The organism is Terrabacter sp. P5_B1, from assembly GCF_056400505.1.
In genome coordinates, this window is the sequence record NZ_JBFULD010000035.1 from 1 (window position 1) to 18,894 (window position 18,894).

Genomic DNA, 18,894 nt, shown 5'->3' on the forward strand with positions numbered 1-18,894 from the left:
CCGCCCTCCAGCGCAACATCCAGGTCTTCAACGGCAGCGGCACGGCGCGGACGCTGTCGCTGGCCTTCACGCGTACGGCCGCGGGATGGGACGTCGCCGCGACCGACGCGTCCGGCGCCACGGGCAGCGGGACGCTGTCCTTCACGGACGGGAAGCAGGCCGGCCCCGGCTCCATGACCGTCGGCGGCATCACCGTCGCCCTCGGCGCCGTCACCGGCTACACCGGCAGCAGCACCGTCGCGGCCACCGGCCAGAACGGCTACGAGGCAGGGACGCTCGAGGCATTCAGCGTCGGCGCCGACGGCTCGCTCGTCGGGTCGTTCAGCAACGGCGTACGCCAGGCCGTCGGCCGGGTGGCGCTCGCGCGGTTCACCAACCCCGCCGGGCTCGAGAAGTCGGGGGAGTCGTCCTACACGAGCACCGCCAACTCCGGCACGGCGCAGGTCGGGCAGGCCGGTGACGCCGGGTTCGGTGCCCTCATGGGCGGCGCCCTCGAGATGAGCAACGTCGACCTGTCGCAGGAGTTCACCAACCTGATCGTCGCCCAGCGCGGCTTCCAGGCGAACGCCCGCATCATCACGACGTCGGACCAGGTGCTCCAGGAGCTCGTCGACCTCAAGCGGTGACCGCGCCGGCAGGCCGCCTAATGTGAGTGGGCGGCCTGCCGATAGGGAGAGGCGGAGGCAGTGAGCAGCGCCGCCCCCCTGACAGGAACGGCCCCATGATCGCAGTCACCCGCCTGAACGGGTCGCGCTTCGCGGTGAACCCCGACCTCATCGAGCGCGTCCAGGAGAACCCCGACACGACGCTCGTCATGGTGGGCGGGTCCACCTACGTCGTGCGCGAGGGGCTGCCCGAGGTCATCGCGCTCATCGCCGACTTCCGGGCGCTCGTGCTGGCCACCGCCCAGTCGTACGCGTCGGACGAGGGCCGCCGCCTCACCGTCGTCCCCCGGGAGCGCGACACCACCGCCGCCCCGACCCCCTTGCGGCCCATCGAGCGGCAGACCGAGCGGCAGACCGAGCGGCAGACCGAGCGGCAAGGAGCGCCCTGATGGACCCGTCACTCCTCATCGGACTCGTCCTCGCGTTYGGGTCCGTCGTCGCCATCGTGAGCCTCGAGGGCGCGCACATCGGCTCGCTGCTGCTGCCCCCGCCGATGATCCTCGTCTTCGGCGCCACCATCGCGGTCGGCATCGCCGGCAACACGATCAAGGACAGCCTCCGGGCGTTCAAGGCCGTGCCCAAGGCGTTCACCGGCAAGGCGCCGGCACCGCAGGAGAGCATCGAGCAGATCATTGCGCTGGCCGAGAAGGCCCGCTCCGAGGGCCTGCTCGCGCTCGAGGCCGAGGCCTCCGACGCGAAGGACCCGTTCCTCGCGCAGGCCCTGCAGAACGTCGCCGACGGCACCGACCCGGAGGAGCTGCGCATCCTCATGGAGGACCAGATCGGCACCCGTGCGCGCAGCGACCACGCCGACTCCAAGTTCTTCGCCGCCCTCGGCGGCTACGCGCCCACCATGGGCATCGTCGGGACTGTCGTCTCGCTCACGCACGTGCTCGAGAACCTCTCGGACCCCGGCTCCCTGGGCCCCATGATCGCGAGCGCGTTCGTCGCCACGCTCTGGGGCCTGCTGTCGGCCAACTTCATCTGGCTGCCGCTCTCCTCTCGCATCGCCCGGCTGTCCGAGCTCGAGATCGAGCGCATGACGCTCGTCATGGAAGGGGTGCTCGCGGTGCAGAGCGGTGCCCAGCCGCTCCTCCTGGCCGAGCGCCTGCGCGCGATGGTGCCCGAGCGGGGCGGGAAGTCGGGAGCCTCGAAGGGCACGGGCAAGGCGGACAAGGCTGGGGAGAGCGTTGGGGAGGCGGCGTGAGCCGCCGTCGTTCCCCCCGCAAGCCGCCCGAGCCCTTCCACGTCGACGAGCGGTGGGCCGTGTCCTACATGGACATGATCACGGTGCTCTTCTGCCTCTTCGTCGTGCTCTTCGCGATGTCCACCGTCGACCAGGAGCGGTTCGAGAAGCTGCGCAACTCCCTGGCCACCGGCTTCGGCACGAAGGTGTCGCAGCGCATCGACACGGCGCAGGGCACGGTCGTGCCGCCGCAGCTGGCCAAGAAGGACTCGGAGGGCTTCGCCGACCTCGCGCTCGCGCTCAAGGAGGTCGACCGGTTCACCGCCATCCAGAAGCAGATGACCGACCGGCTGAGCGCCCAGGGCCTGCAGAAGGACGTGCAGTTCCACATCGACCAGCGGGGGCTGACGGTGCGGCTCGTGGGCTCGCAGACCTTCTTCGGCCCGGACAGCCCGGCGCTGACACCGCGGGCCAACCGGGTCCTCGACGCCATCACGCCCGTCATCGTGCGCACCGGCCTCCAGGCGTCGGTGGAGGGGCACGCGGCCAACCTCAGGACGAACTACCCGTCGGTGTGGGAGCTGTCGGCTGAGCGGGCGACCAAGGTGCTGCGCGCCATGGTCGAACGCGGCCGTATGCCGGGGGCTCGCATCGGGGCCACCGGCTACGGGTCGTCCCGCCCCGCGAGCAGGGGGACGACCGACGCGGACTACCGCCAGAACCGACGCGTCGACGTCGTCGTCCTGTCGGACCGGCCGGAGCAGGTGCGAGCCCTGATCCCGGAGGCGCTCAAGGCGCGCCTCGCCCCCGCGCGCTCCTGAGCAGGCCCGACGGCATACCCCGGTGGCCCGGGGTCCGCTCGGCCACTTAACGGCGCCGGGCACCTGCCGATAGTGCCGCTCGTGACCATCCATGCCGCGGGGGAGACCGCACGCCTGGCCGCGGAGTCCTACGACTTCCGCCGCCCGACGACGCTCGCGCGCGAGCACAGTCGCGTCCTCGAGGCGGCGTTCGACTCCTTCGCCCGCCAGTGGGGCACCCAGCTGACGGCCAAGGTGCGCACGAAGTCCACGGCGACGACCGAGTCGGTCGTCGTGCAGACCTACGACGAGTACGTCGCGTCGCTGCCGACCGTCACCTGCATGGTCCGCTGCGTCGTCGGCGACACCACCGCCAAGATGGTCGTCCAGTTCCCCACCCCGGTGGCCCTCGGCTGGGTGGCCCGGATGCTCGGCGGCGGGTCCGACAAGCCCGGGCTCGAGCGCAAGCTCACCCCGATCGAGCACGCCCTCGTCAAGGCGCTCGTCGAGGAGGCGCTGGACGTCCTCGCGTACTCCCTCGGGCCGCTCCTGCCCGCCGAGGCGCGCGTCGAGTCCATCCAGTACAACTCGCAGTTCACCCAGGCGGCGGCCCCCTCCGACCTCATGGTCGTCGTCACGTGCGGCGTGCAGGTCGGCGAGACGACGTCCGCGGTGACCTTCGCGATCCCGGCCGACACGCTCCTGCCGCAGCTCGGCGCCGTCAACCCCGTGGCCAGCAGCGAGAACGCGGCCGAGCTGACCCGGGAGCAGGTGGCCCGGGTGCCCGTCGAGGTGGCCGTACGCCTCGCGTCCCTGGCCGTGACGCCTGCCCAGGTGCTCGACCTCGCCGTCGGCGACACCCTCCTGCTGCCCCATCACGCGCGCGAGGCGTTCCACGTCACGGTCGGCGGGCAGGACCACGCCCGCGCCATGGTGGTCCGCTCCGGATCACGCGCCGCGGCCCGCATCGTCGCCCTGCAGCCGTCCGCCCCCAACGCTTCCACCCCCATCCAGGAGTACCGACCGTGAGCACCGCAACCCTGGCCTCTGCCGCCGAGCACCTCGTCGCCTCCCTGCCGGTCCCGGGCCTGCGCGTGCTCGGCGAGGTGGGACCCGAGGCCGTCGTCGGCCCTGCGGACGCCGTCGTCGTGTCCGCCTCGCTCGTCGGCCCACAGCCCGCCGACCTCGTGCTCGTCGTGCTTGACGCCCGGTTCGTCACCGAGGCGGGCGGGGGGGAGGGCGCCTCCGCGACCGTCGTGCTGCGTCCGGCGTTCGAGCGCGCCGCGGCGGTGCTGGGCGACGGCGTCGTCTCGGAGCTCGCCGACGGCGACGTCACCGGCCTGCTGTCCGACCCGCAGGACGCGGCCTTCTTCGAGATCTCCGACGGCACGGCGCCGTTCGGTTGGCTCGCCGTCCGGCGCGCCCCCGCCGCCGCGGGGTCGCTGCCCGAGCCCGACTCGGCCTTCGACGGCCGGCTCCGGCGGATCCAGGACGTCGAGATGGCGCTGACCGTCGAGATCGGGCGCACCCGGATGAGCATTCGCGAGGCGCTCTCGCTCGAGCCGGGGGCTGTCGTCGAGCTGGACCGCTCGGCCGGGGCGCCCGTCGACGTGCTCCTCAACGGTCGCCGCATCGCCCTCGGCGAGGTCGTGGTCGTCGACCAGGACTATGCCGTCCGCATCTCCCGCATCCTCGACACCGCCGACGGCCGACCCTGAATGGAACCGCTCGTCCTCGGCCTGCGCGTCGTCGTCTCCCTCGCCGCCGTCTTCGGCCTCATGTGGCTCGTCCACCGCAAGCTGCGTGGCACGGGCGCGGCAGTGCGAGCGCGGGTGCTCGGCGTCGTCGCGCGGCAGAGCGTCGGTCCCAAGGCGTCCGTCGTGCTGGTGGACACGGACGGCAAGCGCTTCCTGCTCGGCGTCACCGAGCACGGCATCAGCGTCCTGCACACCTCCGACGTGCCGCAACCGGTGACCCGGGACCCACACCACGACGCGGTCCCGGGTGACGGCCTCCTGCCACCCACGGTGACCCGCCGCTCGCTCCGGCACGCATCCTTCGAGAGCGAGCTCGAGCGGCAGCGCCACGAGGCCGGTGCCGGCACCGACCCCGCCACCGAGCCCTCCTCATCCAGCCGCTCCACCCGCGCCGGACGGTCCACCCGCTCGAGCAGGGCCGTGGGCTCCGGTTCCGTCGTCGAGCCGGCCACCTGGCGCCTCGCGGCGGAGGCGCTGCGCTCCGGTCGGCGCCCGTGACCACCCTCGCCGGGGTGGTGCCCTTCGCCGGTCGCCGTCACGTGCGTCGACTGCTCGTGCTCGCCGCCCTGGCGGTCCTGGTCGCAGGCGTCCTCCTCGTCCTCGTCGCCTCCACGAGCCACGCTGCGACGCTGCCGATGGCGCCCAGGCCGACCCCGTCACCCGCGCCGGGCGACGGCGGCATCGAGCTCAAGATCAACACCCCGGACAACGCGCCCTCCTCGGCCGTGGTGACCCTCATCGGCATCACGCTGCTCTCGGTGGCGCCCGCTCTGCTGCTGATGATGACCTCGTTCACCAAGATCTTCGTCGTGCTGTCGATGACCAGGAACGCGCTCGGCCTCGCCTCGGTGCCGCCGAACCAGGTCCTCGCCGGGCTGACGCTCTTCCTGTCGCTGTTCATCATGTGGCCGGTGCTGACGCACGTGAACACCGCTGCCGTGCAGCCCTACCTGGCCGGCCACCTCGACTTCAGCGCGGCGCTGTCCGCCGGCGCCAAGCCGCTGTCGGGCTTCATGCTGGCCCACACGCGGCAGGAGGACATCGCCCTGATGACGAGGGCGGCGGGCATCGCGAACCCGGCCACGCCGGCGGCCACGCCTCTGCAGACGCTCGTTCCGGCGTTCATGATCTCCGAGCTGCGCGCCGCCTTCATCATCGGCTTCGTCATCTTCATCCCGTTCCTCGTCATCGACCTCGTCGTCTCCTCGGCGCTGATGTCGATGGGCATGATGATGCTGCCGCCCGTCATGGTGTCGCTGCCCTTCAAGGTGCTGCTCTTCATCCTCGTGGACGGCTGGGGCCTGATCATCACCGCACTGGTGCAGAGCTACGCCGGGGGCTCGACGTGAACGCCGCAGCCGTCCTCGACATCCTCGTCCAGGCCCTCGCCGCGGCCGCGAAGCTGTCGGCCCCCGTGCTCGTCACCTCACTGGTCGTCGGCCTCGCGGTCTCGCTCGTCCAGTCGATCACGCAGCTGCAGGAGGTGACCCTCTCCTTCGTGCCCAAGGCCGTCGCGGTGGCGATCGCCCTGGCCGTCTCGGGCCAGTGGATGATCGCCGAGATGGTCGCCTTCACCCACGACCTCTTCTCGCGCCTGCCCAGCCTGCTGGGAACCTGACCCGCCGATGACGATCCCCATCGACCAGGCCTGGGCCGAGGCGACGCTGCTCGCCATCGTCCGGATGACGGCGTTCCTCTTCGTGGCACCGCCCTTCTCCTACAACGCGTTTCCCGCCCGTATCAAGGCCGTGCTGGGGGTCGGCCTGGGTCTTGCCGTCGCGACCCGCGCCGGTACGTCGTATGCCGGCCGCACCGACGCGGCGTTCGTCACCGGGCTCGTCGTCGAGCTCGTCACCGGCCTCGCCCTCGGGTTCCTCGTCTACCTCGTCTTCGCCGCGATCCAGTCCGCCGGGTCGCTCGTCGACCTCGCCGGCGGTTTCCAGCTGGCGCAGGCGTACGACCCGCAGAGCATGGTCAACGGAGCGCAGTTCACCCGGTTGACCCAGATGGCGGCGCTGGCGCTGCTCTTCGCCTCCGACGGCTATCAGCTCGTCATCGGCGGGCYCACCGGCACGGTGACGGCGATCCCGCTCGGGGGCGGTTTCGACCTCTCGCGCCCGGTGGAGGTCATGACGACGGCGGTGTCGGGCATGTTCGTGGCCGCCGTGCAGGTCGCGGGCCCACTCATGGCCGTCCTCTTCCTCGCCGATGTCGGGCTCGGGCTGCTGACGCGAGTCGCCCCGGCGCTCAACGCGTTCCAGCTCGGCTTCCCGCTCAAGATCCTCATCACGCTGGGCCTCGCGGGTGTCATGTTCCTCGCCATCCCGCGGGTCGTCTCGGCCCTCGCCCAGGACGCCGCCCGACTGCTGCTGGGGGTGTCGTGATGTCCGATGGCGGTGAACGGACCGAACACGCCACGGACAAGCGGATGCGCGAGGTGCGCTCCAAGGGCCAGCTGTCCAAGTCCCAGGACGTCACGGCCTGGCTCGCCGTCGGGCTCGGCGCGCTGATGCTCCCCACGACGATCAGCCGGGGGGCCGACGCGAGCGCCACCCAGCTGCACACGCTTCGGGCCGTCGCCCAGAACCCGGACCCGGGCCGCGCCGTGGCCGCGCTCGGCGACGGGCTCACCTCGATCGGGTCGACCCTGCTGCCGCTCGTCGTCGCCGTCTTCGCCGGCGTGGTCGCCGGAGCCGTGCTCCAGGGAGGTGTCCACCTCAAGCGCTTCGCCCCCTCGTTCGAGCACTTCAACGTCGTCAAGGGTCTCGGCCGGATGTTCGGCAAGCAGGCGCTGTGGGGTGGGGCCAAGGCCCTGCTCAAGACGACGGTCGTGGGGCTCGTGCTGTGGATGGTCGTGCAGGACCTCGTCCCCGTGCTGCTGACGGCCGGGGGCCTGCCGGTGTCGGGGCTGCTGGCCGCGGCCGGCGACGGGGCGGCCTCGCTGCTCCGGTTCGCGGTGCTGGCCGGGCTGCTCCTCGCCGCCGCCGACGTCGTCGTCGTCATGCGGCGCAACCGCAGCCGGACCCGGATGACCAAGCGCGAGGTCAAGGACGAGCACAAGAGCAGCGAGGGTGACCCGCTGCTGCGCCAGCACCGGCGCTCGCGGCAGCTGTCGATGTCGCGCAACCGGACGATCGCCGCGGTGGCGGGCGCCGACGTCGTCCTGCTCAACCCCACCCACGTGGCGGTGGCCCTGGCATACGAGCCGGGCAAGGCCGCTCCGCGGGTGGTCGCCAAGGGCGCGGGCACCGTCGCGGCCCGCATCCGCGCGGAGGCGGAGGACCGCCGGGTGCCGATGGTCCGCGACGTCCCGCTCGCGCGGGCGCTGCACGCCGGCTGCGAGATCGGCCAGGAGATCCCCGTCGAGCTCTACACGGCGGTCGCGGGCGTCCTCGCCTTCGTCATGGCGCTCAGGGCCCGAGGCGCCGCCGCCKGCGTCCACACCGTCCCGCGCCGCACTCCCGCGTCGTCGTCCCGGCCGGCCGGGCCGGCCCCGTCCCTCACACCCACCGCCCGCCCAGGAGGAGCCACCTCGTGAACCGTGACCTCGCCCGGCTCGCCGTCCCCCTCGGCATCGTCGGCATCGTCCTGCTGCTCGTCGTGCCGATCCCGGCCGCACTGCTCGACGTCCTCATCGTCTGCAACATCGCCCTGGCCCTCGTCATCCTGCTGACGAGCATGTTCGTCACCAGGCCGCTGGACTTCTCGGTGTTCCCGTCGCTGCTGCTCGTCGCGACACTCTTCCGTCTCGGCCTCAACGTCGCCTCCACGCGCCTCGTCCTCGGCGACGGGTTCGCCGGTCACGTCATCGAGGCCTTCGGCAAGGTGACGGTCGGCGGCTCGCTCATCATCGGCGCCGTCGTCTTCGTGATCCTCGTCGTCATCCAGTTCGTCGTCGTCACCAAGGGCGCCGAGCGCGTGGCGGAGGTGGGAGCCCGCTTCACCCTCGACGCCATGCCCGGCAAGCAGATGGCGATCGACGCCGACCTCAACGCCGGGCTGATCACCGACGTGGTGGCCCGTGAGAGACGCGCGCAGGTGGCCGCCGAGGCCGACTTCTACGGCGCGATGGACGGCGCCTCCAAGTTCGTCAAGGGTGACGCCATCGCCGGGATCGTCATCATCGTCGTCAACGTCGTCGGCGGCATCGCCGTCGGCATGGTGCAGCGCGGCCTGTCCATCACGGACGCCCTCAACACCTACACGCTCCTGACGGTCGGCGACGGCCTCGTCACCCAGATCCCGGCCCTGCTCATGGCCGTCTCCACCGGCATGATCGTCACCCGCTCCAACGCCGAGGCCGACCTCGGGCGCAGCGCGTCCGTGCAGCTCTCGCAGTCGCGCACCGCGCTCCTCGTGGCCGGCGGCGCCGCCATCGTCATGGCACTGCTGCCCGGTATGCCGCCGCTTCCCTTCCTCGGGGTCGGCGCGGTCCTCGTCATCTCCTCCAGGCGGGTCCGCCCCGCCGGCGGTCCCGGCAGCACGTCCGGCGGCGAGGCGAGCGACGCGGAGGCCGCCGAGCGGGACCCGAACGAGGAGATCATCGAGCGGATGCGCGTCCAGCCTCTCGAGATCCTGCTGGCGCCCGACCTCGTCGACCTGGTCGGCGGCTCGGCCGATGACCTCCTCGGGCGGGTCAGGGCCCTGCGCCACACCGTCGCCATGGAGCTCGGCATCGTCATCCCGCCCGTGCGCACCCGTGACAACGTCGAGCTGCCTCCCTCGACGTACGCCATCCGGGTCGCGGGCGTCGAGACCGGTCGCGGCATCGCCCCGCCCGGCAAGCTGCTGGCCCTGGGTGAGTCGCTCGACGCCCTGCCGGGCGCCTCGGTCATCGAGCCGGTCTTCGGCCTCGCCGGCAAGTGGGTGCCCGCCGAGCTGCGGCACAGCGCCGAGATGACGGGGGCCACCCTCGTCGACCGGGTCAGCGTGCTCGTCACMCACCTGTCCTCGATCGTCACGGCGCACGCGTCGCGGCTGCTCTCGCGCGAGGACGTACGCGTGCTCACCGAGGGCGTGCGCACCGTGAGCCCCGCGACCGTGGACGAGCTGACGCCCGCGCTCCTCTCGCTCGCCGAGATCCACCGGGTGCTCCAGGGCCTGCTCGCCGAGCAGGTGCCGATCAACGACCTGACCCGCATCTACGAGGCACTGACCCTGCGCGCCAAGGTCGGCACGGACCCCGAGTCGCTCGTCGAGGCGGCGCGCGGTGCGCTGGGCCCCGCCCTCGTCGCGCGGTTCGCCGACAACGGGCACCTGCCGGTCATCACCATCGAGCCCGGTCTGGAGCAGGGTCTCGTCCAGGACCTGCGGCCGGCGGAGGGCGGCACCCAGCTCGTCGTCGACCCCACCCGTCTCGACACCGTGCTGGCTTCGCTCAGCTCCGCCGTCGCGGGGGCCGAGTCGTCCGGCAAGTCGGCGGTGCTCGTCTGCGCGCCGGTCCTGCGCCCGGCGATGCGCCGGCTGCTGCCGCCCGCACCGCGCGGCGTGCCGGTCCTGTCGTACGCCGAGGTGACCTCGGCCGACGTCACCATCGAGACGGTCGGGGTGGTGCGCCTTGGCTCCGCAGTTCCTGCTTGAGGGACGCTCGCTCGACGAGCTGGCCCGCGAGGCGACCCTGCTCTACGGACCGGGGGCGCGGATCGTCCGCGCCGAACGCGTCCTGGACCCCGGGGTGGCCGGCTTCCTCGGACGCCGCCACCTCGAGGTCACCGTCGAGCTGCCCGACGCGTACGCGCCCCCGACCACCGCGACGGCGCCGGCTGTCCACCGGCTGGGCGACCGCCGCGGCATCCTCGCGCTGCTCGACACTGCGGACCACGCCGAGGACCTCGCCAACGGGCAGGCGCCCGCGGAGCGCTCGACGTCCGCCCGGCCCACCGCGGAGACGCCGTCCACCGAGTCGGCCGGCCTCGCCGAGCTGCTAGCCCGTCTGGGGGAGCAGCGCCACGGCCGGGGCGAGGACGCCGGCGACCCCGTGCCCGGGCTCCTTCGCGTGCCCGGCGACCTCGTGCTCGTTCTCGGGGTGGCGGACGCCGCACGCCAGGTGGTCGCCTCGATGGTGACCCTGGCTCAGGGGCGGGGTGACGTCGTGGCCGTCCACGAGGGTGGCGCGACGGAGGTCCACGACGCGTACGCCCCGCGACTCGAGCGACGGCGGCTCGTGACGCGCTGGGACGCCGCGGAGGCCCGAGCGCTGGCTGTGGAGGCTGGCGCGACGGTGCTCACGGCATACGGTCTCGGGTCGGTGGCGGACGGCCTGCCCCACCTCGAGGCGGCCAGAGCGCTCGCCGCCGACCAGGTGTGGCTCGTGGTCGACGCCCGGCACAAGCCCGGGGACATCGGTCCCTGGGTGCAGCGGGTGTGCGACGCACTGTCCGTCGACGCTCTTGCCGTCGTGGGCGCCGGGGAGTCGGCCACCCCCCACACGGTGAACCAGCTGCGGGTTCCCATAGGCTGGCTGGACGGGCAGCCCGCGCCGGCGACGGTGCTTCGTGCAGCGACGCGCACGCCGTCGGCCACATGACGGCCCGCTACCCAGGGAAGGGGACACCATGCTCGTGCTGACCCGCAAGCCCGGCGAGAAGATCATGATCGGCGACGGCATCGTCATCACCTTCCTCGAGAGCCGCGGCGGTGAGGGCATCCGCATCGGCATCGAGGCGCCCCGTCACCTGGAGATCAAGCGCGGCGAGATCGCCGGAGCCGTCGCCGACGCGAACCGCGAGGCCACCCGCGCCACTGCGGACGACGTCCTGCGCGGGCTGGTCCCACCGCCTCGGCCGGGGCCGTTGGAGGGGCATACCTCCACCGAGTGAGGTCGCGCCGAAGGAATTTTGCTTCTTTTCCACATTTCTCGGACAAAACGGACTTAACGCCACAAAATGGTCACGTCTGAACCGGTCCGCCCGCGGCGGCAGCGTTGCTGCGCCCACCCGGACGTCTGGTCGTTGCCGTCGTCTGAGGGGTCCAGTGGAAAAAGCCGAGCGCAACCGTCTCGTCCTCGACAACCTCCCCCTCGTCGGCTACCTCGTCTCCGACCTGTGCGCCCGCGCCACGCACCTGTCGCGTGAGGACCTCGCATCCGTCGGCGCGCTGGGCCTCGTGCTCGCCGCCGAGTCGTTCGACCCCTCGGTGGGAGTTCCGTTCGGGGCGTACGCCCGTCGCCGCATCAACGGCGCGCTCGTCGACGAGCTGCGCTCGCTCGACTGGGCCGGCCGCGGCACCCGGCAGCGCATCAAGTCCCTCCAGGCCATGAGCGAGACGCTCGCCGCGCGGCTGGGGCGGGCGCCGTCCCATGAGGAGATGGCATCGGCGCTCGGCCTGACCGCCGAGCAGGTCCGGGCAGGGCTCGCCGACGCCTCGCGGACCGTCGGTCCGCTGGACGCCGCGGCGGACGCGCTCGCATCAGACACGGTGGCACCCGAGGAGGCGGCCCTCGAGGGGGAGCGGCTGCGCTACCTGTCGGCCGCCGTCACAGCCCTGCCCGAGCGGATGCGCCTCGTCGTCACCGAGATCTACCTGGAGGGGAAGGCCGTCAAGGACGTCGCCGCAGCCCTCGGCCTCACCTCCTCCGCGGTCTCGCAGCAGCGCAGTGAGGCCCTCCGACTGCTCCGCGGCGGCCTGGAGGCGCACTTCCCGGACGAGTGCGAACCCGCCTCACCCGCGGTCGACGGGGACGAGCCCACCGCCTCCGTCACACCCCGCCACGCCGCCTACCTCGAGAGTCTCGGCCGGACCGCCCAGTCCCTCCGTCCCATACGCCGCGGGGCGGCTGTGAGCGTCGTCCACCGGGTCGCCGAGCCGGTGTCTCTGGAAGTCGCGGGCTGAGGCTCTGGTCTCGTCTGATCACTCTGTCTGAAGGGTATTCGCGAAACAGGAGAACCCAGGTCAGGGCAGGTGTTCAGACGAAGCCCCGAACGACGTGCACACCAGCGTCTCGAATCGTGCACTCCGCAATGCCGCTCGTCACCGTGACCGGCGCAGCGCCGGAACGACGAAGCCGCAGGCCCCTGGCGGGGCCTGCGGCTTCGGGTGGGAGCGAGCGACGGGAATCGAACCCGCGTATCCAGCTTGGGAAGCTGGCGCTCTACCATTGAGCTACGCTCGCACGGGCCGCCGGCAGGATCCCCGGGAAGGGTACGTGCAAGGCGGCACGCGGCGTCAGTGTAGCCGACACCCAGCCGGCGCCGTGACAGTGCACTGACCGCGACCCCAGGGGCCCCACCGCAATGGATCTCGCCAAGCAGACCGCCTTCGTCGAGCACGTCCGCGAGCGCGGGGGAGCGAGGGCGCAGGTCGCCGTGACCCTGGAGCAGTTCTTCGAGGGCAACGACTGCGATTGGTGCATCGCACCGAACCGCCCGGACCACCTGCCGCTCGAGGCGGTGCGCCGAGTGCTCTTCGAGCTGCGTGAGCATCCCGAGGTCGCCGACGTCCGCGTCGAGCTCGACGTGCTGGAGTTCGCGCAGTTCCCGGACGACGAATGGCCTTACGCCAGTGGGGTGGCCGTCATCACGACCCTCCAGCCGGAAGAGGTCGACTCACTGACGGCTTCCGCGGACACCGAGCCGAGCGGCGGCCCGGCAGCGAGCGCGGAGTGGCTCGTCGACGCCCCGACCGTGCCCGACGGCCACCACTACGTCGGGGTGTGGTGGGACTGATGAGCGAGCCGCGCAGCATCGTCACCGGAGACCTCGAGCAGGTCACCGACGCCCTCTGCTACCACGGCGAGGGGCCCGTGTGGTCGCCCTCGTGGGGCGGCCTGCGCTGGGTCGACATGCTCGCCGGCGACGTCCTGTCCTTGCACGCCGACGGGTCCGTCGAGCGCCTGCACGTCGGCGACGTCGCCGCCTTCGTGCGGCCCCGCACCAGCGGCGGCTGGGTCGTCGCGACCGAGCGCGGCCTGGCGCGCGCGGACGAGGCGGACGGCATACCCACCCCGTGGTTCGACCTCTGGGACGACCCGTCCGTCCGGATGAACGAGGGCGGCGTGGACGCCCAGGGACGCCTCTGGGCAGGGACGATGGGCTACGACCGGGTGCCCGACAGCGCCACGCTCTACCGCGTCGACGCGGACGGCGCCGTCACGGTCGTGCTGCCCGACGTGACGATCTCCAACGGCATCGACCTCTCGCCGGACCACCGCCACGCCTACTACGACGACACCCCGACCGGCCGCACCGACGTCTTCGACGTCGTCGACGGCGAGCTGACGAACCGTCGACCCTTCGTCACCCACGACGCGGGTCACCCCGACGGTCTCACCGTCGACAGTGCCGGCAACGTGTGGGTCGCCCTGAACGGCGCGGGCCGCGTCCGCTGTCACTCGCCGGCGGGCGACGTGCTCGCCGAGGTCGTCCTGCCGGTGCGGCTCACCACGGCGTGCACGTTCGGCGGCGACGACCTGCGCGACCTCTACATCACGACGTCCCGGGAGAACCACGACGACCCCGAGCCGGCGGCGGGCGCGCTCTTCCGGGTGCGCGTGTCGGTGCCCGGCCTGCCCGTGCGCGCCTTCGCCGGCTGACGGCTGCGTCACTGCTGCACCCCACGCAGCAGTGACCGAGCTGATGCCGTATGCCGTGTGCGTATGCCGTGTGGCGGAGTCCGCGGTCAGCCGGAGTGGGTGGTCCCGTCGTCCGGGGAGTAGCCGAACACCGAGACGGTGCGCCCAGGGCGGTGCGGGAGGCCCGGTGGGAGCCACCGGCTCGCCGTACTCGTGCTGCGCGGGGTTGCCCGATCCGACGCCGAGGAGGCTGCGAGTGAGGCGCTGCGCGTCGGACAGCAGACCGTCGAGGGCGATCCCCAGGTGCTCGTCGGCGGGTGGCTCGTCGGCGAGGGCCGCTGCGAGCACGGCCCGGCGCGCGACCATCCCTGTCGGGCAGCGGGATCTCCACCGCGAGGTCGACGCGGCCGGGGCGCTGCGAGAGTGCGACCTCGAGGTCCTCGACCCGGTTCGTCGTGAGGATGGAAGCGACGTCGACGTCGACGTCGACGTCGGCGTCGGGGTCGAGGCCGTCGAGCGCGTCGAGCACCTCGAAGAGCAGGGGCGACGCGCCCATCGAGAAGGAGCGGTCCTCGGCGACGAGGTCGCAGTCCTCGAGGACGACGATCGCCGGCTGGTGCGCACGCGCGACCTTGGCGGCGTCGTGGATGAGGCGGAGCGATCCGCCGCTCAGCAGGACCGCCGTCGTGCCCGGCGTCGCGGAGAGCAGGTGGCGCACGGTGTGTCTTGCCGGTGCCGGGCGGGCCGTAGAGCAGGACACCACGCTTGACACGCCGGCCATCCCCGGTCCGTAGGGGTCCGAGCCGAAGGTGACGACCTGTCCGCGGATGACGCTCCGCTCGTCCATGAGCACGTGGACTCGGGCCATCAGGGCGTCCGACACGTCGCGGTCCTGCGAGACGACCTCGATGGTCCCGGCCTCGCGGCCGAACTGCCGGTTCATGCCCTGTTGGCGAACCGCGACGGGGTGTCCGTCGAAGCGGAAGAGCCGGATGCCGGAGGTCACGACCTGCCGCTGGTCGTCCTTGCCGGGGCCCGTCGGCATCCGGTCGTAGTCGACCTGGCCGATCGACATGCCCGGGCCGTGGAAGCCCTGCACGAGGTCGCCGAGCGACATGTGGTGGCGGGCATCGCCGGCGATGCCGAGGGCGCCGGGGCGTCCGCAGGGCAGGAGTGACAGGGCGAATCCGAGCGGGCGTTATAGCCTCGACCCGTGCTGCTCTCCGACAAGGACATCCGGGCCGAGATCGCTGCCGAGCGTGTCGTGCTCGACCCGTGGGACCCGCAGATGGTCCAACCCTCGAGCGTCGACGTCCGGCTGGACAAGTTCTTCCGGCTCTTCGACAACCACAAGTACCCCTACATCGACCCCGCGGCAGAGCAGCCCGACCTGACGCGGCTCGTCGAGGTCACGTCGGACGAGGACGGGTTCGTCCTGCATCCGGGGGAGTTCGTCCTCGGCTCGACGCTCGAGACCGTGTCGCTCCCCGACGACCTCGCTGCGCGTGTCGAGGGGAAGAGCTCACTCGGCCGCCTCGGCCTGCTGACCCACGCAACAGCCGGCTTCGTCGACCCGGGATTCTCCGGCCACGTCACCCTCGAGCTGTCCAACGTCGCGACGCTGCCGATCATGCTCTATCCCGGCATGAAGATCGGCCAGCTCTGCTTCTTCCGGCTCAGCTCGCCGGCCGAGAACCCTTACGGGTCAGCGACCTACGGCTCGCACTACCAGGGGCAGCGTGGTCCGACGGCGAGCCGTTCGTTCGCCAACTTCCACCGCACACCGGTGTGAGCGCTCCACAGCCAGCCGTCGGCGCTCCCTCCGGAATGCCGCTCGCGTCCCTCATCTGGGACGCGCAGCCCGCCGGGGCCGCCGTTGTCGCGCTCGTCATGCACGGCGGAGCCGTCGAAGGCCACGAGCCCAACCGTGCCTGGTCCCACAACGTCGCTCGGCTCGTCCCGTTCGCCCGCGCACTCAAGAAGGTGCCCGGCCCGATCGCCGTGGCGCGGCTGCGGTTCCGGGTCCGCGGCTGGAACGGCGACGCGATGCCCGTCGAGGACGCCAGGTGGGCGCTCGCGCAGGTGCGGGCGGCATACCCGGGCGTCCCCATCGCGCTCGTCGGTCACTCGATGGGCGGACGGGTGGCGCTCCACGTCGGGGACGACCTCGCCGTGCGGCTCGTCGTGGGGCTGGCGCCCTGGGTCGAGCCCGGCGACCCGCGGCCCGGCGCCGGCACGCGGACCGTGCTGCTCCACGGCGACCGCGACGTCATCTGCTCTCTTGCCCGGACGCGTGCTGCGGTCGAGCAGATGCAGGCGGAGGGGCTCGACGCGTCGCTCGTGCGTGTCGCCCGGGCGGACCACGCGATGCTCGTGCGGCCCCGCGTCTGGACCGCACTCGTCACAGAAATCGTCCGGGCGAGCTTCGCGAGCGAGCTCGGCGGCACAGGGGAACCGCCATCCGGCCCCATCGGGGCCGTCGTGGCTCGTGTCGTGCACTCCGGCGGAGTCGTCATCGACATCTGACCGGCCTGCCGAGCTCCGCTCCCCGGTCGGCGGGGGCGGGTACGTTGAGGAGCATGATCCGCTTCGAGGGCGTGACCAAGCAGTATGCCGAGGCGTCCGGCACCGACGGGCAGCCGGGGACGGTCGCCGTCGACGACCTGACCCTCGAGGCCCCGACCGGCCAGATCACCGTTCTCGTCGGCCCTTCAGGATGCGGCAAGACGACGACGCTGCGCATGGTCAACCGGATGATCACGCCGACATCCGGGACGATCACGGTCGACGGCAGGGACACGGCGGAGCTCGACGTCGCCGAGCTCCGCCGTGGTATGGGCTACGTCATCCAGCACGCGGGCCTCTTCCCGCACCGCACGGTCCTCGACAACGTCATGACCGTGCCGCGCCTCCTCGGCACGGACAAGCGCGCCGCACGGTCTCGGGGCATGGAGCTCATCGAGCGTGTCGGCCTCGACCCGGCAATGGCGAGTCGCTACCCGGCCCAGCTGTCCGGTGGCCAGCAGCAGCGCGTCGGCGTGGCCCGGGCGCTCGCGGCGGACCCGCCCGTGATGCTCATGGACGAGCCGTTCTCGGCCGTCGACCCCGTCGTTCGGGAGCAGCTCCAGAACGAGTTCCTGCGCCTGCAGTCCGAGCTCGGCAAGACCATTCTCTTCGTCACCCACGACATCGACGAGGCCGTCAAGCTCGGTGACCAGGTGGCAGTCCTGCGCGTGGGCGGCATTCTCGCACAGCTGGACTCGCCGGCCAAGCTGCTCGCCGACCCGGTCGACGACTTCGTCGCCGGCTTCGTCGGCCGCGACCGGGGCTACCGCGCGTTGTCCTTCGCGGCTGCCCCGGAGCTCACGCTCACCGACGAGCCCACGGTCCGGATCGGGGCTTCCGCTGGCGACGTCCGGGCGGTCGGGGCGCCGTGGGTGCTCTGCGTCGACGACGCGGGCGAGCCGATCGGGTGGGTCCGCGCTGCGGCCGTCGAGTCCGAGGTGACGCTCACGGTCCTGCACCGGGGCGGCACCGTCGCGTCGACGTCCGGATCGCTCCGGGCCCTGCTCGATGCAGCCCTGTCCTCGCCGAGCGGTCGGGGCGTCGTGGCCGACGACGACGGCCGGCTCGTGGGCACCATCCGTGCCGCGGACGTGATCCCCGCTATCGAGGCGCGACGCCACGAGGGGGCGGTCACCAGGTGACCTGGGCCCTCGACCACATCGATGACATCCTGTCGCGCGCGGCCCAGCACGCCTGGCTCGCGGGGCTGCCGCTCGTGCTCGGGCTCGTCATCGCCGTGCCCCTCGGCTGGTTCGCCGCCCGCCGGCCGGGACTTCGAGCGACGGTGCTGACGACCACGGGTCTGCTCTACACGATCCCGTCGCTCGCGCTCTTCATCCTCCTGCCCCCGCTGCTGGGCACGAAGATCCTGGACCCCGTCAACGTCATCGTGGCCATGACCGTCTACACCGTGGCTCTGCTGACCCGCACCGTCGCCGACGGTCTGTCGTCGGTCGACGGGTCCACGCGGCAAGCCGCCATCGCGATGGGCTATGGCCCCTTCGCGCGCTTCCGTGCCGTCGACCTCCCGCTCGCCGTGCCGGTCATCGCGGCGGGCCTGCGCGTGGCCGCGGTGAGCAACGTCAGCATCGTCAGCGTGGCCTCGCTCATCGGCATCTCGCAGCTCGGCTACTTCCTCACCGACGGCTACGCCCGCTCGTTCCCGACCGAGGTGTGGGTCGGCATCGTCGCCTGTCTGCTCCTCGCCCTCGTCTTCGATCTCGTCATCCAGGTCGTGTCGCGGGTGCTGACGCCGTGGACCCGGGCGGAGCCCGCATGAGCCTCGCGAGCATCTGGGCGTGGTTCACCGACCCGGCCAACTGGACGGGGGCCGACGGTGTGCCCCACCGCGTCTTCGAGCATCTCGTCTACACGGGCCTCACCCTGCTCATCGCGCTCGTCCTCGCCGTCCCGCTCGGGGCCTGGGTGGGCCACTCCGGCCGGATGCGCTGGCTGGTGACCGGCGCCAATGCCGCCCGCGCCGTGCCGACCCTCGGACTGCTCTTCGCCGTGTCGATGCTCGTGGGGCCGCTCATCAGCAGCGACCTCGCTTTCGTGATCCCGAGCATCACCGTGCTCGTGCTGCTCGCGGTCCCGCCGCTGCTGTCGGGCACCTACGCCGGCATCGACAGTGTCGAACCCGCGGCTCGCGATGCGGCGCGGGGCATGGGCATGACCGGGTGGCAGGTGCTGTCGAAGGTCGAGGCGCCGTGCGCGCTGCCCCTCTTCCTCAGCGGACTGCGCAGCGCCACCCTCCAGGTGATCGCCACCGCGACCATCGCCGCGTCCGTCAGCCTCGGGGGCCTGGGCCGCTACCTCATCGACGGGCTGGCCTCGCGCGACTACGTCCAGATGGTCTGCGGGTCGATCCTCGTGGCCCTTCTCGCGCTCGCCGCCGACGGCGCCCTGGCCC

Annotated in this window: 23 protein-coding genes and 1 tRNA gene; 22 read left to right on the forward strand and 2 right to left on the reverse strand. The window is 72.2% G+C overall.

Annotation, left to right across the window (positions count from 1 at the left end; all coding sequences use genetic code 11):
* The 15 genes from AC1DP0_RS04520 to AC1DP0_RS04590 form a co-directional block, all read left to right on the forward strand.
* Positions 1 to 626 (forward strand): flagellar hook-basal body complex protein (locus AC1DP0_RS04520; protein ID WP_478082690.1); only part of this gene is annotated, 626 nt, incomplete at its 5' end.
* 95 nt (positions 627 to 721) lie between these two features.
* Positions 722 to 1,054 (forward strand): flagellar FlbD family protein, encoded by a 333-nt coding sequence (locus tag AC1DP0_RS04525; RefSeq protein ID WP_478082691.1) that lies wholly within the window; start codon positions 722 to 724, stop codon positions 1,052 to 1,054.
* The gene (locus AC1DP0_RS04530; protein ID WP_478082692.1) at positions 1,054 to 1,872 is read left to right on the forward strand and encodes a motility protein A; all 819 of its coding nucleotides are present in this window, start codon (positions 1,054 to 1,056) and stop codon (positions 1,870 to 1,872) included. Before AC1DP0_RS04525 ends, AC1DP0_RS04530 begins: the two co-directional genes overlap by 1 nt.
* Complete coding sequence (locus AC1DP0_RS04535; RefSeq protein WP_478082693.1) at positions 1,869 to 2,672, forward strand: OmpA/MotB family protein; 804 nt, start codon at positions 1,869 to 1,871, stop codon at positions 2,670 to 2,672. The genes AC1DP0_RS04530 and AC1DP0_RS04535 overlap by 4 nt, the downstream gene beginning before the upstream one ends.
* Before the next feature lie 81 nt (positions 2,673 to 2,753).
* Entirely contained in the window at positions 2,754 to 3,680 is a 927-nt protein-coding gene (locus AC1DP0_RS04540; protein ID WP_478082694.1) for a flagellar motor switch protein FliM, read from the forward strand.
* On the forward strand, positions 3,677 to 4,369 hold the full coding sequence (gene fliN / locus AC1DP0_RS04545; protein ID WP_478082695.1) for a flagellar motor switch protein FliN: 693 nt from the start codon (positions 3,677 to 3,679) through the stop codon (positions 4,367 to 4,369). The genes AC1DP0_RS04540 and fliN overlap by 4 nt, the downstream gene beginning before the upstream one ends.
* Positions 4,370 to 4,906 carry a flagellar biosynthetic protein FliO gene (gene fliO / locus AC1DP0_RS04550; RefSeq protein ID WP_478082696.1) on the forward strand — a complete coding sequence of 179 codons (537 nt, stop codon included), beginning with the start codon at positions 4,370 to 4,372 and terminating at the stop codon, positions 4,904 to 4,906.
* Complete coding sequence (fliP, locus tag AC1DP0_RS04555; RefSeq protein ID WP_478082697.1) at positions 4,903 to 5,757, forward strand: flagellar type III secretion system pore protein FliP; 855 nt, start codon at positions 4,903 to 4,905, stop codon at positions 5,755 to 5,757. Before fliO ends, fliP begins: the two co-directional genes overlap by 4 nt.
* Positions 5,754 to 6,026, forward strand: coding sequence for a flagellar biosynthesis protein FliQ (fliQ, locus tag AC1DP0_RS04560; RefSeq protein WP_478082698.1), 273 nt, complete (start codon positions 5,754 to 5,756; stop codon positions 6,024 to 6,026). Before fliP ends, fliQ begins: the two co-directional genes overlap by 4 nt.
* A gap of 7 nt (positions 6,027 to 6,033) precedes the next feature.
* The gene (locus tag AC1DP0_RS04565; protein ID WP_478082699.1) at positions 6,034 to 6,792 is read left to right on the forward strand and encodes a flagellar biosynthetic protein FliR; all 759 of its coding nucleotides are present in this window, start codon (positions 6,034 to 6,036) and stop codon (positions 6,790 to 6,792) included.
* Positions 6,792 to 7,946, forward strand: coding sequence for an EscU/YscU/HrcU family type III secretion system export apparatus switch protein (locus AC1DP0_RS04570; RefSeq protein WP_478082700.1), 1,155 nt, complete (start codon positions 6,792 to 6,794; stop codon positions 7,944 to 7,946). The genes AC1DP0_RS04565 and AC1DP0_RS04570 overlap by 1 nt, the downstream gene beginning before the upstream one ends.
* Positions 7,943 to 9,988, forward strand: coding sequence for a flagellar biosynthesis protein FlhA (locus tag AC1DP0_RS04575; RefSeq protein WP_478082701.1), 2,046 nt, complete (start codon positions 7,943 to 7,945; stop codon positions 9,986 to 9,988). Before AC1DP0_RS04570 ends, AC1DP0_RS04575 begins: the two co-directional genes overlap by 4 nt.
* Complete coding sequence (locus AC1DP0_RS04580; RefSeq protein WP_478082702.1) at positions 9,966 to 10,934, forward strand: hypothetical protein; 969 nt, start codon at positions 9,966 to 9,968, stop codon at positions 10,932 to 10,934. The genes AC1DP0_RS04575 and AC1DP0_RS04580 overlap by 23 nt, the downstream gene beginning before the upstream one ends.
* Before the next feature lie 28 nt (positions 10,935 to 10,962).
* Positions 10,963 to 11,226: a carbon storage regulator gene (locus AC1DP0_RS04585; RefSeq protein ID WP_478082703.1), complete on the forward strand. Its 264-nt coding sequence runs from the start codon at positions 10,963 to 10,965 to the stop codon at positions 11,224 to 11,226.
* A 154-nt stretch (positions 11,227 to 11,380) separates the two neighbouring features.
* Entirely contained in the window at positions 11,381 to 12,238 is an 858-nt protein-coding gene (locus AC1DP0_RS04590) for a sigma-70 family RNA polymerase sigma factor (protein ID WP_478082704.1), read from the forward strand.
* A 209-nt stretch (positions 12,239 to 12,447) separates the two neighbouring features.
* Here AC1DP0_RS04590 and AC1DP0_RS04595 read toward each other — a convergent pair.
* Positions 12,448 to 12,518, reverse strand: a tRNA-Gly gene (locus AC1DP0_RS04595).
* 121 nt (positions 12,519 to 12,639) lie between these two features.
* Between AC1DP0_RS04595 and AC1DP0_RS04600 the strand changes: the two genes are divergently transcribed.
* The gene (locus AC1DP0_RS04600) at positions 12,640 to 13,071 is read left to right on the forward strand and encodes a hypothetical protein (RefSeq protein WP_478082705.1); all 432 of its coding nucleotides are present in this window, start codon (positions 12,640 to 12,642) and stop codon (positions 13,069 to 13,071) included.
* Positions 13,071 to 13,937 (forward strand): SMP-30/gluconolactonase/LRE family protein, encoded by an 867-nt coding sequence (locus AC1DP0_RS04605; protein ID WP_478082706.1) that lies wholly within the window; start codon positions 13,071 to 13,073, stop codon positions 13,935 to 13,937. Before AC1DP0_RS04600 ends, AC1DP0_RS04605 begins: the two co-directional genes overlap by 1 nt.
* On the opposite strand, the gene AC1DP0_RS04610 is transcribed toward AC1DP0_RS04605, so the two are convergent.
* Positions 13,831 to 15,033 carry an AAA family ATPase gene (locus AC1DP0_RS04610; RefSeq protein ID WP_478082707.1) on the reverse strand — a complete coding sequence of 401 codons (1,203 nt, stop codon included), beginning with the start codon at positions 15,031 to 15,033 and terminating at the stop codon, positions 13,831 to 13,833. The genes AC1DP0_RS04605 and AC1DP0_RS04610 overlap by 107 nt on opposite strands.
* A gap of 96 nt (positions 15,034 to 15,129) precedes the next feature.
* Between AC1DP0_RS04610 and dcd the strand changes: the two genes are divergently transcribed.
* The 5 genes from dcd to AC1DP0_RS04635 all read left to right on the forward strand — a co-directional run.
* The gene (gene dcd, locus AC1DP0_RS04615; RefSeq protein ID WP_478082708.1) at positions 15,130 to 15,708 is read left to right on the forward strand and encodes a dCTP deaminase; all 579 of its coding nucleotides are present in this window, start codon (positions 15,130 to 15,132) and stop codon (positions 15,706 to 15,708) included.
* 35 nt (positions 15,709 to 15,743) lie between these two features.
* Positions 15,744 to 16,442, forward strand: coding sequence for a serine aminopeptidase domain-containing protein (locus tag AC1DP0_RS04620; RefSeq protein ID WP_478082709.1), 699 nt, complete (start codon positions 15,744 to 15,746; stop codon positions 16,440 to 16,442).
* Positions 16,443 to 16,495: 53 nt separating this feature from the next.
* Positions 16,496 to 17,623: an ABC transporter ATP-binding protein gene (locus tag AC1DP0_RS04625; protein WP_478082710.1), complete on the forward strand. Its 1,128-nt coding sequence runs from the start codon at positions 16,496 to 16,498 to the stop codon at positions 17,621 to 17,623.
* The gene (locus AC1DP0_RS04630) at positions 17,620 to 18,261 is read left to right on the forward strand and encodes an ABC transporter permease (RefSeq protein WP_478082711.1); all 642 of its coding nucleotides are present in this window, start codon (positions 17,620 to 17,622) and stop codon (positions 18,259 to 18,261) included. The genes AC1DP0_RS04625 and AC1DP0_RS04630 overlap by 4 nt, the downstream gene beginning before the upstream one ends.
* Positions 18,258 to 18,894, forward strand: a 637-nt coding sequence (locus tag AC1DP0_RS04635) for an ABC transporter permease (RefSeq protein WP_478082712.1), incomplete at its 3' end; no start/stop codon positions are given. The genes AC1DP0_RS04630 and AC1DP0_RS04635, both read left to right, overlap by 4 nt.